The organism is Pseudanabaenaceae cyanobacterium SKYG29 (assembly GCA_025055675.1).
GTDB lineage: Bacteria > Cyanobacteriota > Cyanobacteriia > Pseudanabaenales > Pseudanabaenaceae > M5B4.
On sequence record JANWWT010000004.1, the window covers coordinates 145,861 to 158,166 of the forward strand.

Here is a 12,306-nt window from a genome sequence, read left to right on the forward strand (position 1 = left end):
GTTGCATTCCCGTCTAGTTTAGCTACAATCACCGAGACAAGTTAGGGAAAATTCCATGCGTTCTATCGGCTACTTTGTCCTGGTAACAGTTGCTCTCCCTTGGGCAGTGCAGGCAAATCCTGTGATTTATGTCGCCCCCAGCGGTCAGGACTCTCCCAGTAGTGGTACGGAAACCCAGCCCTTCCGCACAATTACAGCAGCTCTCCGCACTAACCCTACTCCTGGCGTAGTCATTCAATTGGCACCAGGTAACTACACAGCGGACAGTGGGGAAACCTTTCCGTTACAGTTGCCTAGGGGGGTGGTTCTGCGGGGCAATGAGCAAGGCAAAGGACAAGGGGTAGTTATTTCTGGGGGCGGTTTTTTCGTCAGTCCTACTTTTGCCCGCCAAAATGTAGCTATTCTCGCTAACGACAACGCCCAAATCCGTGGTATTACCCTTGTCAACAATGCCAAACGGGGCTACGGTGTGTGGGTGGAATCTGCCCAAAATGTTGCCATTGTCAACAACACCTTCACTGATACTGCCCACGATGGGGTATTTCTCACTGGCAAAGCTAGTGCCAATATCCTAGGCAATGTATTCACCAAGAACCGCGCTAGTGGGCTATCGGCTGTGGGGGAAAGTACGGGGGAAATCCGCGAAAATATTTTTGAGGATACGGGGTTTGGTCTATCGGTGGGGCAAAAATCGGCGGTCACGATCGTGAACAATCGTATTATTAACAACCGTGCTGGTATTGTCCTGTCTAACCTGGCTACGCCTAAGATCAGGGGCAATTTGATTGCTAACAGTCGGGAGGATGGCCTAGTCATTCTCAAGGACCGCAGTGGTCAACCTAACCCCGACCTCGGTACTGCTGCTGATCCGGGGGGGAATGTGTTTCAAAATAACCGCCAAAGGGACATCAACAATGCTTCGGGCGTAACTCTCAGTGCTTTCGGCAATCAGCTCGACCCCCAAAAAGTCCTGAATGTAAGTTTGAGTGGTACCCTAGCTCCCACACCCAGTCCCTCTGTGCCGCTAGTGGTTGAACGTCCTTCTGCACCTCCCCAAGCCCTGCCCCCTACTGCTCCTGCGGTGCGACCACCCTCTAGCTCTGCAGGCGGTGTTTTTAGGTTTAGGGTGTTTGTCCCGATCGAGTCGGCAGACCGTACCGCCCAACTGCGTCGCCTGGTGCCCGATGCTTTTGTGACCATGCGCAATGGCAGAAGGGTGTTCCAGGTAGGAGCCTACCGCGATCGTTCCGAAGCAGATGCCCAAGCCCAAAGACTAAGGGAAGCAGGATTTATTAGCACGATCGAGGGGAGCTAGTACCTTAAGCCAACTGGCGGGCAATCAAGCGGGCAAACAGACCAGGTTCGGACTGCAACTGCTCGAAATTTCCCACCTGGACTATCCGCCCTGCTTCCATCACGTAAATCCGATCGGCATGGCGAATGGTACTGAGACGGTGGGCAATGACGATACGGGTAACCTGCAGTTCATCCAAGCTCTTGCTGATAATACTCTGGGTGCGGTTGTCGAGGGCGCTGGTGGCTTCATCAAAATAAATGATCGAGGGTTTTAGTACCAAAGCCCTGGCAATGAGTAATCTTTGCCGTTGTCCCCCTGAGAGGTTAGTGCCCCCCTCGCTAATAATCGTGTGCAGACCCATAGGCATTTGCTTGATGTCGTTTTCCATCCCCGCCATGCGCACTGCCTGCCATGCCTCTTCCATCGTGATTACTGCTCCCGCTGCAATATTCTCAAAAATGGAAGCAGACATAATGCGTCCGTTTTGCAAGACTGTTCCAATTTGGCGACGGACTGCATAAATGTCTAAACCCGATAACTCCTGACCATCATAGAAAATTGACCCCGACTCCGGCTGTTCAAAGCCCAACAATAGCCGCAAAGTAGTGGATTTGCCGCTCCCCGATGGTCCCACAAAGGCAATAAATTCTCCTGGCTCAGCGTAGAAACTGACATCGTCCAGGATAAGCGGTCCATCCGGACGGTAACGGAAACAGAGGTGAGAAGCTTGAATCTGCCCCCGCAGTACCCCTGGGTCTGTAGCATTGGGCGGGAGTTCGGGTGATGTACTGATAATGGGATAACCCCGTTCCCACAGCGTGACAACATCCAAGACATCGGTCAGAGTGTTGCTCAACTGAGCTGCCCCGTCTAGGAAGGTGCCAAAGGCAGTATTGAAAGCCAAAAACTTGCCTGTAGTCAGACTGGGAGTTTCCCCTCCCTTGCTCAGTAGTAAAACCGCCACTGTAAAAATTAAGCCTGAAGAAAGAATCGGTAAAATGGCTGTGAATAACTGAATCAAATCCTGCAGGCTTTGTTGTTGCAAGACCAAGCGCTGTTGACGACTATATTGCTCTGTCCAGTACTTGAAGGCGCGCTCCTCTGCCCCAGCAATTTTTAATTTGGTGATACCGTTAATTAACTGCACTACCGTACCAAAAATGTTTGCCCGCAATTCCTGTAATGGTCGTTCATTGCGTAGAATAATTACCCCCGTGACTGTAGCAAAAATCACCAGCACTACAGCAATCAATAAAGCTATTAGCGCCAGGGGCGGGCTATAGTAGAACAACAGACCAAGGTTCAGTAAAGAGAAGAAACTGGTAAAAAGAGTCTCGATCGTGTTTCCACCCAACCGTTTGCGAATTTCCCCGATCGCTGACACGCGATTTTCCAAGTCCCCTGTGGCGTAGCGGCGGAAGAAGGGAATTCCCAGGGTCAAGAGCTTGTCCCACACTGCTGCCTGGGTTACACTGTCTGCCAGGGTTTCTACCCGCATTTGAATCATCCCGCGGCTCCACTGAAAAATCGCACTGCCGAAGGTAGCAGCAATGGGGGCTAAACCAATCTGTAACAGCAAACCCCGATCGGCATCGGGAATGGCACTATCAATCAACAAGCCCGTTGCCTGGGGAGTCACCATCCCCAACAGCGTGATTGTGATGCCCAAGACCACAATTAAAATAATGTCCTTAATTTGCCCACGGAAGCCAAATTTGAGCAGGTCCAGCCCCGATCGTAACTTTTGCGGTAGAGGACGATAGAGCATGTAGGCCTGGCTATCCAGGCGAGCGTTAACCCGACTGTCTACTACCTGGCGTTTTAAGTCTGTGGGGTCTAGCAATTCGTAGTAACCCTTGTCCCGCAGGAGTGCCACAGGCGTGCGATCCGGTAACACAAATCCCACCAAAGGTCCGGCATCCTCCAGCCACCACTTGTCCCTGAGTAAAACCTGCCTAACCCTCACCCGCGATGCCCTGGCAATCGCCTCTAGCTCCTTAACCCTCTTTAAGTTTTCCGAGGAAGCCGGCGGCGAAATCTTGATCCCCATTGCCCGCCCCACTGCCCCCATCACTACCAACAAAGGGGAACCTTCCTGTACGGCTTCTGTCTCCTTGGGTTCGAGGATGGCAACCAGCTCGGCGTTAGCCTTTTCCAGGAGTTGCTGATTCAACTGTGCCCTAGCCTGCAGACGGGCAAGTTCTGCCTGTGCCTGTAATTCCCCCTGGTGGGCAACATAGCGCCAAAAGTACGCTAACAAATAGTCTAAACTCCGCCGTACCTCCGCCGGACGAAGACGATCGAGACTGGTAACTTCCACCTCTACCTTAACCAAGTTATTAGGGGCAACTGCCTCAATCCACATCCCTTCCCCTAGGGGCAACCAACCACTCCCTGGCAGCAGGACAAACGCTAAATCCCCCTGCCACTTCACCTCCCCCTTGCTCACCTGTACTAGCCGCACTAAACCCTTCTGCGGACGCAGTTTCTGCCCCTTGAGGAGAGTAAAATGCTCTTCCTGGTCACAGTAGAGGGTAATCACAGGGGGTGGATTGAAGCTAGCTAAATAGGTACCCAGGTTGTGTATCCACTTATCTACTGCCTCTAGGGGTAGGGTGTCCCCCAAGGTACTCAATTCTGCTTCCGTCTCCGCCTCCACCCAAAACTGATAGTCACTTTCACTGCTGCCACTCCAGATAATTTCCCCCACCTGGGCGCTAAATAGGTACTGCCGCCGCCCGATCGGTTGTCCGTTTTGCCACTTTTGTAGATAAACTGATACGCTGCCTGCTGTTACTTGCACTGGTTCTGTAACTGCCCGTAGCTCGTAGAGCTTTAGCCTTATTCCCACCCCTGCTACAGTCTTATTCATCTTCTCCCTGCTCCTCACTAGCAAGTAAGTCTCGATAGACACCTGGCACTGCAATCAACTCCTCATGGGTACCCCGCTGGGCAATCTTGCCCCGATCGAATACGATAATCTCATCACAATCCCGAATCGTACTCAAACGGTGGGCAACTACAACACAGGTACATTGGCGACGGCGCAGGTTTTGCACAATTTGAAATTCTGACTCCGTATCCAGGGCACTGGTCGCTTCATCCAAAATTAGAATGGAAGGATTGGTCACCAATGCCCTAGCAATCTCTAAGCGCTGCCGCTGCCCCCCGCTGAGATTTACACCCCCCTCCAACAACTCTCCATCTAAACCGCCGGGCACCATCCGCACCGTTTCATAAATCACCGCATCCTCTAACGCCTGCACAATATCTGCTGTGGGAATTGTTTTATCCCAGAGCGTCAGGTTGTCCTTGATAGTGCCACTAAACAAAAATACCTCTTGCTCCACCATGGAAAGGGAGTTAGTCAGCACATAGTGGGGAATTTCCGATCGGGGGACACCATCAAACAACACCTCCCCTGACCAAGGCTCATACAACCCCGCCACCAATTTCGCCACCGTCGATTTACCCGACCCACTCGCTCCCACCAACGCCACCCTTTGCCCTGGTTTGAGAGAGAGGTTAAAGTTTTCAATGATGGGGGGGCTGACACGACTGTAGCCAAAGGTAACATTGCGCAACTCCACATAGCCCTGTAACCGTGCCACTTTGCCTGCTACCTCTGTTACCACCGGGCGAGCATCCGTTGGGTTTTGGAGTACATCATCCAGGCGACTTAAGTCCCCCTCCAAGTCCTGCAGCGTGTTGCCAAAACTCACCAAGTTGTTCACGGGGTCTAAAAAGCTGGATAACAAACTTTGAAATGCCACCAAATCCCCAATACTCAGCTTGCCGTCCATCACCTGTAAACCGCCAAACAGCAGCACAGAGGTATTTGCCGTCGATTGCAACAAAGAAGGCAAGACCCCCAGCCGCTGATTCAAGATACCCAGCTTATTTTGAATATTGATGGCTTTAGCGTAGTACCCCGCCCAACGGCTGAAGAAGTCCGACTCCAGCCCAGATGCCTTGATCGTCTCAATACTCATCAACCCACTGATCCCCACGCCATCCACCTTGCCGTGAGCTAGAGCCAACTGCATATTTGCTTCTACCCGACTGCGGGCAACTAGTTGTAACGCGGCAATGTTGATGAGAGCAAAGGTGACCCCCACGATCGTCAAGGGCACGTTGTAGGCAAACATCACCCCAGCATAGATGACTGCCAGTACCAGGTCTATTACTGTAGTAGTCAAATTACCAGATAGAGCTGCCGCCACATTGTCATTGAGGGGAACGCGGGCACTAATTTCGCCGGCAAAGCGCTGGGCATAGAAACTCACTGGTAAATGCAAGACGTGCCAGAGGAACTTCCCTGACATTTCTACCGCCATTTTGACTTTCAAGCGCCGCAGGTAGAGTAGTTGTAGCCCCCGAATGAACAGACGCAATAGTAGCGTTAGCCCCATCCCCAGCAAGAGGGGACGTAGCCAGTCCGTCCTGCCGTCAATCAGAATGTTGTCCACAAACACCTTGCTAAAGACAGGGATGGCCAACTGGGGCAACACTAGCAAGAAGCCCGCCACAATACAATAAAACAGGGGTAACAGGGAAGGCTGTAAGCGTCGCCATAGCCCCCGCCATATTGTGGGACGTACTCCCCCCTTGACGAAATTTTCCCCTGGGGTCATCACTAGGACTACACCAGTAAATCCTTCGTCAAACTCCTCCCAACTGACTGTGCGTCGCCCCTGGGCGGGGTCATTGAGAAAAACCCTGTCCCCTTTGATCCCTTCTACTACCAGAAAATGGTTAAAATGCCAGAAAATAATGTAAGGGGGCGGCAACTCCCGCAGGGATTCCAGTTGCTTTTTGAACCCCTGGGCTTTCATGCCATAAAATTCCGCTGCCTTGATCACATTCGAGGCTTTACTGCCATCCCGCGATACCCCACAGGCACGGCGTAACTCCGGCAAGGGCACAATCCTGCCATAGTAGGACAATATAATCCCTAGGGAAGCTGCCCCACATTCCACTGCTTCCATCTGCAGTACAACGGGGGTACGGACGGGACGAGGCGTTTTTACCTTTTTTTTCGTTGGTGTGGCTGTCGTCATTAGCTTAGACCAAAGAAAGTACGCAGGAACGGTAAAACAAAAGTAATTGGGGGCACTTCCTCCACAATCACCCGCACGGAAGCGGTGGTACCAGGGGTAATTTTCCCCTCCGGTCCCTTGGAGGAAGACCAGGCATAACCGCTAGGGGTATCACCTTTTTCCAACTCGATCGTCACCTCAATCTGTGCGCGCCGCGGCGCGATCGTTTCTACTACCTCTGGATTACCAATGACACTACTGGCTGCCTCCCGTGTGACAGGGAAAGTAGAAACCTTGATGACTTTGCCCTTGATGCCCCCGAACCGCTCCCGTTTAACCGTACTGGGGGTAACTTGGGCTTTGAGGGATTGGTTTTGCGCTTTCAGTCTCTGTCGTTGTTGTTCAATCCGTTTGCCATCCTCCACTGGGAAATAACTGACAGTTTGCAATTCCTGCCCTGCCTGCCCCCGCGTCTCGATCGTGCCCAGGCGCATACCTGGCTGTACCACCTGCCCTGGGCTAACGGTCAACTCCAACACTCTGCCCTGTTCCACTGCCCGAATGAGAGAATTGTTACTCAACTGCAGCTCCAACTGGGCAATACTGCTTTTTACTTCCATAATTTGGTTTTTACGGGCGTTTTCTGCCTCCAGGGCTTGTTGGCGCAAGTTTGCTAGGCGATTGTCCAACTCCCGTAGCTGTGCCTGCAACTCGAGGAGACTATTGGTATTATCGCGGAATTCCTTTTGCGCTGTGGCTTCCCTGGCTTCTAAATCCTTCAATCTGGTGTCAATGTTGGCAATACGGGTCAGTATGTCTAACCTTTCCTGATTTGCCTGCAGGAGCACATCCTCTGTAATTACTGGTGCCTTTACCTCCCTGCCCTCCGCATCCACCTCCTTGCGGTCAAACAACCGCCGCCGCGCTTCTAAACGCCTATCTATGTCCGGCAAGAGAGCAGCTATTCGTTGCCGCTGCACCTGCAATTCCTCCCGTTCCTGGCGAATCACATTGAGGGTCTTCTCTCGAATAATTGGCAATGAGGCTTCGATATTGGCAATCCGCTGGCGGATGCTGGCGCGCTGTTGCTCAATGGAGTTGATTTCTAAATCCTGGCGTAATGCTTGTAATTCCTTGGCTTGGCGGTCTTGCCGCTCCAGCTCCTCTAGGCGCATTTTTTGCTGCTGTAATTGCTTGGATACTTCCTGCAAATCCAGGCGGGCAATGGGGTCACCCCGTTTTACCTCCGCTCCCTCCTTAATTAATACCTCCAATACCTTGCCATTTCCTGCCGCTGTCAAAGCTTGCACCTGGCGGGGATAGATAAACACCCCCTGTCCCGTTACGGTGATGGGAATGCGTCCCACCACACTCCATACCCCCACTCCCCCCACCAATACCGTCGCTGCCGCCAAGGGCACCCACCCTACTGGGTCTACCACCTGCATCAACTGGTCTAGTTTTTCCGGGGAAGCTAAGCGCTCGATCGATTCCTTGCGAAAAATGGAGCCACTCATACCTGACCTTGGTTACGAATCTGTTGCAGTAGCCAGTGGAACCTCGCCCCCGCTAGATATAAACCTTCCGACAGATCGGGACTGAGGGTTTCCTCTTGTAACAAATTTTCATCAACTACATCCCCATAGGTGCGGCGACCAAAGCCAATGCGACTAATCAAAGACCGCAACCGATCGGATAGCAAAAACGCCACTGCGCGATAGAAGCGACAGGCAAACCCCGCATCCTGCTGCAATTTTACCTGCAAAGCCGAGCGGGGCACCAACAACACTGACCCCCCTTCCTGACTGAGGACACTGACATCGGCAGGACGACCGTCGATCACCGCCATTTCCCCTAGTAGGTCTCCCTCCTGGGCTGTGCCAATCACTTTGCCTAAATTCGCAGTTGAAGAACCCCCGATCGTGCTAAATGCCTGCAGCAGCACATTTTCTTCCTCTGGCACAAACACCTGAAACTTCCCTTCCAGGAGAATAACCAAATGCTCTACTGGTTTCCCCGCCTGCAGTAATAACTCCCCTTCCGCTAGGGTGTTGACCTGCCCCCGTGCCACAAGCCAGTCTAAATCGCGGTCATCAAACTGACTAAAGATGAACAGGGAATCACGATTAAACTGCCCTTCACTGATGCGCCCTTCTGCTTCCGTAATCAAGCGATGCCAGCGTTCCGCCAACAGCATTGCCATTGCCTGATAGAAATGAGCGCCAAACTCTTCATCTTCACTTACTTTGGCTTCGATACTCTGCCGCGGAATCGTCAGTACTAAAGAGTCTTCAACTGCCTGACAGTCCCCTAAAGCTGGCTGGGGCTGAGCTAGAGGCACGTCGCCAATAATTTCCCCTGGGTCAAAGCGATATAACTCCTTGGCATCACCGCTCAAAATATCCAGAGCTTGTGCTAGTACATTTTCTTTATCTGCCTGCTTGACTTTGAGGGCGATACTGCCATCAAGGATAATGTGGATCTGGTCTAGAACCTCTCCCTGTTGTACCAGGTTAGCGCCATGAGTTACAGTAGTCTGGTTCCCCTCTGCCTTGATCCAGTCAATTTCTTGGCTAGTGAGGGCTTGCAGTAACACAGCTGACACGGTAGTTCCCTGCTAGTTTGCCTTCAAGATACAAAGGAATAGCACCGCAGTCAACCCCACGATCGGATAATACGGGCAATCAAAGCATTCGACTGACGCTGTAATTCGCGAAATTCAGGAGAATCCAGGGGATTATCTGTCTTTTTTAGGGTAATTTTCTCTTTTTTCCCTTTGGTCTTTTCTTCCTGTTCTAGTTTCTGAATTAGGGTATCAATTTCTTCCAGGAGCTGTTCATCCTCTGTTACCCCTGGCGAACCTGGTTCTGGCCACGGATTTTGCTTTGGCAACGATGGGGCAGGGGCCTGTCTACAAGTATCAGGACTTTCGGTATTATCTTTGCCCGCTTTGCTCTTTGGCGCCACTTGCGAGACAAACTCCTGGATTAATAGAGCAGTATCCTCTTCCTGAGATTGTGGAGTTGTTTCCTCCTCAACAAGCTGCTCGAAGACAGCCTCTATCTTGTCTAGGGGTATTTCTTCCTCTTCTACCGCTACCACTTGAATTTCCGTCTCCCCCGTTTGCAGGGCAGTAGTCGGCTCTTCCTGAACGCTAGCCACAAATTCCCTAATCAAAAACAACGTCTCATCTTCCTGCTGCGGTCGGGTTTCATCGGTGCCAGTTGAGGTAGCCAAATCCAGATCAAAGTCCACCTGGGGCATTTGATAGTCATCTAAAAAATCCAACTCTGGCGAGCGTATTCTCTGACCCATGGTCATCTCCTCCTCCGAGACAGCAGACTTAGCTAGGGCTTGAAAAAAGGGAGAGGATACCAAAGCTTCCACCTGCTGTCGCCGTTCCCGTTCATCAATCTCGATAGCGAGGTAATCTCCCTGCCGTTCTGGGAACTGGAAAATATGAGTCGGGGGAACATAGGCCTTTTGCCCCTTAGCTAGCCGATACGACTCCACTCCTTGCCGCACCACCAAGAGCAACTCATCACGGTTAAAGGGCTTAACCATGTAGCGAAATAGTTTCAGATCGTTTACTGCCGCCAGGAGCAAGTCTGGATCAAGGCTACGGGTCAGCACTACCCGTACTGTATCAGGATAGGCGTGCATAATCCCCATCAGGAACTCCACCCCATCCACTACAGGCATACTCAGTTCTGAAATCACCAGCGCCATCTCCCCCTCCCGATCGAGGACGTGGATGGCTTCAAACCCGTTACCTGCCCGGAAGACCTTGAACTCCTTGCGTAGAACCCGTTCCAGGGCATCTAGGCTATCGACATCATTGTCAACGATCAGAACTTTTTCCATTGATCCTGAGTCTTAGCTTACTCTAGTCTACCACTAGGGAGGGGACGAAAAAAAAAAGCAATAGCTTCCGAAAAATCCGTCAATCGGCACCACGGGATAATTTGTAAATTAGTTATGCTCACCCTAGAACCTACACGGACTGGAACTATGACTAAGCAAATTCAATCTATGGCTGAGCTGTTTGACCTGGTACAAGCTGATGCCAACTTCAAGCAGCAGTTTATTGCCAACCCCAAGGCAGCCCTGGCAGAAGTGGGTATGACCGTGGCAGACAACGTAGAAGTAAACGTACTAGAGGAAACTGACAAAAATGTCTACTTCGTTATTCCTCCTGCTGAGGCAGCTGGCACTCTCAACACCGAAGATGATGTCATTGCTCAATTGATTGCCCGTGCTGCTACTGATGCTGCTCTCCGCTCTGAGATGTTGGCTGATCCCAAGGCAGTAATTGCCCGTGAGACTGGTCTGGTAATTCCTGAAGAAGCTAACGTCACCGTATTTGAGCAAACTGCTGACAAGGCTTACTTCGTTATCCCCCGTGCTACCGTGCAAGATGGGGAGAGAGAACTCTCTGCTGAAGAACTGGAAACTGTAGCTGGTGGTGGTTTCTGGGACTTCGTTAAGAGAGTAGTCCGCTTCTCCGTCAACAACTGCAAGCAACTCTGGGATATCGGCAAGACTGTAATTGGCATCTTCAAAGGCTTCTAGTTGCCGGTGGAATTGATTTAAGCAGGGGCTGTCCTAAGGGAGGGCTCCTTTTTTATTCGCCTTGCGGGGGTCAAAATAGAAAAAACAGACAACTTTTTACGAAAAATAAGTCAATTGCTGCGGCCAAATCCTGCTTAATATGACTTTCGTCCACTAGAAACTGAAAGGAAGGACTGAATACTATGACTCAGCAAATTAACTCTATGCAAGAGTTGCTCAATATTGTTTACTCTGATCCCGCTTTCAAGCAAGAATTCATCAGCAATCCCAAGGCGGCTTTGGCAAAATATGGCGTGACTGTTGATGAGAAGGTAGACCTAACCGTTCTGGAAGAAACTGAAAGAGATGTTTATCTGGTCATCCCCTCTCCTGAAGTTGCCAATGAATTGGCTAACGGCAACGATGCTATTGCCAAACTGATTGCTCGTGCTGCTACGGACGAAGCTCTGCGTCAAGAAATGCTGGCTGATCCTAAGGCAGTAATTGCCCGTGAAACTGGTTTGGTCATCCCTGAGGAAGCTAACATTTCTGTCTTGCAACAAACCCCCGAAAAGGCTTACTTCGTTCTGCCCCGCCCTGTTGCTGCTGACAGCGATCGGGAGCTTTCCGCAGAGGAACTGGAAGCTGTAGCTGGTGGTAGTTGGTGGCGACCCATTGTTGATTTCTCTCGCCGTCACTGCCAAGTCATTGTTAAAACTATTTGGACTGGTGTGAAGGGCTGTCTCGGTCTCTAATCTTCATTCAGGGTGGGTTTAAGGCTCACCCTTGGTTTTTTATGGAAATCAGGAGAAATCTAAACTATGGCTATCACGTCTTTGCAAGAATTGTTCCAGGTTGCCTGGTCAGACCAGGGGTTCCGTGCTGAGTTTTTGGCTAATCCTAAGGCGGCTCTGTCCCAAGCGGGGGTCACTGTCCCTGAGAATGTAGAGCTGACGGTACTGGAGGAGTCCGATCGGGATATTTACTTAGTCATCCCCACACCTGAGAACGCTGCAGAAATTAAGCCCGAGGGGGATTTAATCGCCCAGTTAATCGTACGTGCTGCCAGCGATGAGGCTCTTAGACAGGAAATGATGGCTGACCCCAGGGGAGTAATTTTGCGGGAAACAGGTTTGGTCATTCCGGAAGAAACTAATGTTTCTGTATTCCAGCAAACCGCCGATAAAGCCTACTTTGTCCTGCCTCGCCCCAGCCAAACAGAAAGCAACGATCGGGAGTTATCCGAAGCAGAACTGGAACAAGTAGCAGGTGGTGGTTGGATTGTGCCCGTGATTAAATTCTCTATCAAGTGGTGTTACACCATCTACAAAACTGTGATGAATGGTGTGAAGGGCTGTTTGGGTCTGTAGCAAGTTTGGGAGTAGCTGACTGAGCTTAGTTGGCTACTTCTTCTTCCTG

General features: G+C 51.2%; 9 protein-coding genes. 4 read left to right on the forward strand and 5 right to left on the reverse strand.

What is annotated here, in order from left to right:
- Positions 1 to 55: 55 nt before the first annotated feature.
- Positions 56 to 1,315, forward strand: coding sequence for a DUF1565 domain-containing protein (locus NZM01_08240; GenBank protein ID MCS6960025.1), 1,260 nt, complete (start codon positions 56 to 58; stop codon positions 1,313 to 1,315).
- Between the two features lie 4 nt (positions 1,316 to 1,319).
- Here NZM01_08240 and NZM01_08245 read toward each other — a convergent pair whose 3' ends face one another.
- From NZM01_08245 to NZM01_08265, 5 genes are read right to left on the reverse strand one after another with little or no spacing between them, the layout of a single operon-like run.
- Entirely contained in the window at positions 1,320 to 4,169 is a 2,850-nt protein-coding gene (locus NZM01_08245; GenBank protein ID MCS6960026.1) for an NHLP bacteriocin export ABC transporter permease/ATPase subunit, read from the reverse strand.
- Positions 4,162 to 6,357: an NHLP family bacteriocin export ABC transporter peptidase/permease/ATPase subunit gene (locus tag NZM01_08250; protein MCS6960027.1), complete on the reverse strand. Its 2,196-nt coding sequence runs from the start codon at positions 6,355 to 6,357 to the stop codon at positions 4,162 to 4,164. Before NZM01_08250 ends, NZM01_08245 begins: the two co-directional genes overlap by 8 nt.
- The gene (locus NZM01_08255; protein ID MCS6960028.1) at positions 6,357 to 7,853 is read right to left on the reverse strand and encodes an NHLP bacteriocin system secretion protein; all 1,497 of its coding nucleotides are present in this window, start codon (positions 7,851 to 7,853) and stop codon (positions 6,357 to 6,359) included. The genes NZM01_08250 and NZM01_08255 overlap by 1 nt, the downstream gene beginning before the upstream one ends.
- Positions 7,850 to 8,941, reverse strand: coding sequence for a cyclic nucleotide-binding domain-containing protein (locus tag NZM01_08260; protein ID MCS6960029.1), 1,092 nt, complete (start codon positions 8,939 to 8,941; stop codon positions 7,850 to 7,852). The genes NZM01_08255 and NZM01_08260 overlap by 4 nt, the downstream gene beginning before the upstream one ends.
- 50 nt (positions 8,942 to 8,991) lie before the next feature.
- On the reverse strand, positions 8,992 to 10,200 hold the full coding sequence (locus NZM01_08265) for a response regulator (protein MCS6960030.1): 1,209 nt from the start codon (positions 10,198 to 10,200) through the stop codon (positions 8,992 to 8,994).
- A gap of 147 nt (positions 10,201 to 10,347) precedes the next feature.
- On the opposite strand from NZM01_08265, the gene NZM01_08270 reads away from it, so the two are divergent.
- The 3 genes from NZM01_08270 (at position 10,348) to NZM01_08280 (ending at position 12,257) form a co-directional block, all read left to right on the forward strand.
- Positions 10,348 to 10,908 (forward strand): NHLP leader peptide family RiPP precursor, encoded by a 561-nt coding sequence (locus NZM01_08270; GenBank protein ID MCS6960031.1) that lies wholly within the window; start codon positions 10,348 to 10,350, stop codon positions 10,906 to 10,908.
- A gap of 182 nt (positions 10,909 to 11,090) precedes the next feature.
- Positions 11,091 to 11,642 (forward strand): NHLP leader peptide family RiPP precursor, encoded by a 552-nt coding sequence (locus NZM01_08275; protein MCS6960032.1) that lies wholly within the window; start codon positions 11,091 to 11,093, stop codon positions 11,640 to 11,642.
- 66 nt (positions 11,643 to 11,708) lie between these two features.
- On the forward strand, positions 11,709 to 12,257 hold the full coding sequence (locus tag NZM01_08280) for an NHLP leader peptide family RiPP precursor (protein MCS6960033.1): 549 nt from the start codon (positions 11,709 to 11,711) through the stop codon (positions 12,255 to 12,257).
- Positions 12,258 to 12,306: the final 49 nt, after the last annotated feature.

Excerpts from the sequence above, each read along its gene's own strand:
- NZM01_08240 (MCS6960025.1), top strand. The coding sequence starts at position 56 with ATGCGTTCTATCGGCTACTTTGTCCTGGTAACAGTTGCTCTCCCTTGG.
- NZM01_08245 (MCS6960026.1), bottom strand. The coding sequence starts at position 4,169 with ATGAATAAGACTGTAGCAGGGGTGGGAATAAGGCTAAAGCTCTACGAG.
- NZM01_08250 (MCS6960027.1), bottom strand. The coding sequence starts at position 6,357 with ATGACGACAGCCACACCAACGAAAAAAAAGGTAAAAACGCCTCGTCCC.
- NZM01_08255 (MCS6960028.1), bottom strand. The coding sequence starts at position 7,853 with ATGAGTGGCTCCATTTTTCGCAAGGAATCGATCGAGCGCTTAGCTTCC.
- NZM01_08265 (MCS6960030.1), bottom strand. The coding sequence starts at position 10,200 with ATGGAAAAAGTTCTGATCGTTGACAATGATGTCGATAGCCTAGATGCC.
- NZM01_08270 (MCS6960031.1), top strand. The coding sequence starts at position 10,348 with ATGACTAAGCAAATTCAATCTATGGCTGAGCTGTTTGACCTGGTACAA.
- NZM01_08275 (MCS6960032.1), top strand. The coding sequence starts at position 11,091 with ATGACTCAGCAAATTAACTCTATGCAAGAGTTGCTCAATATTGTTTAC.
- NZM01_08280 (MCS6960033.1), top strand. The coding sequence starts at position 11,709 with ATGGCTATCACGTCTTTGCAAGAATTGTTCCAGGTTGCCTGGTCAGAC.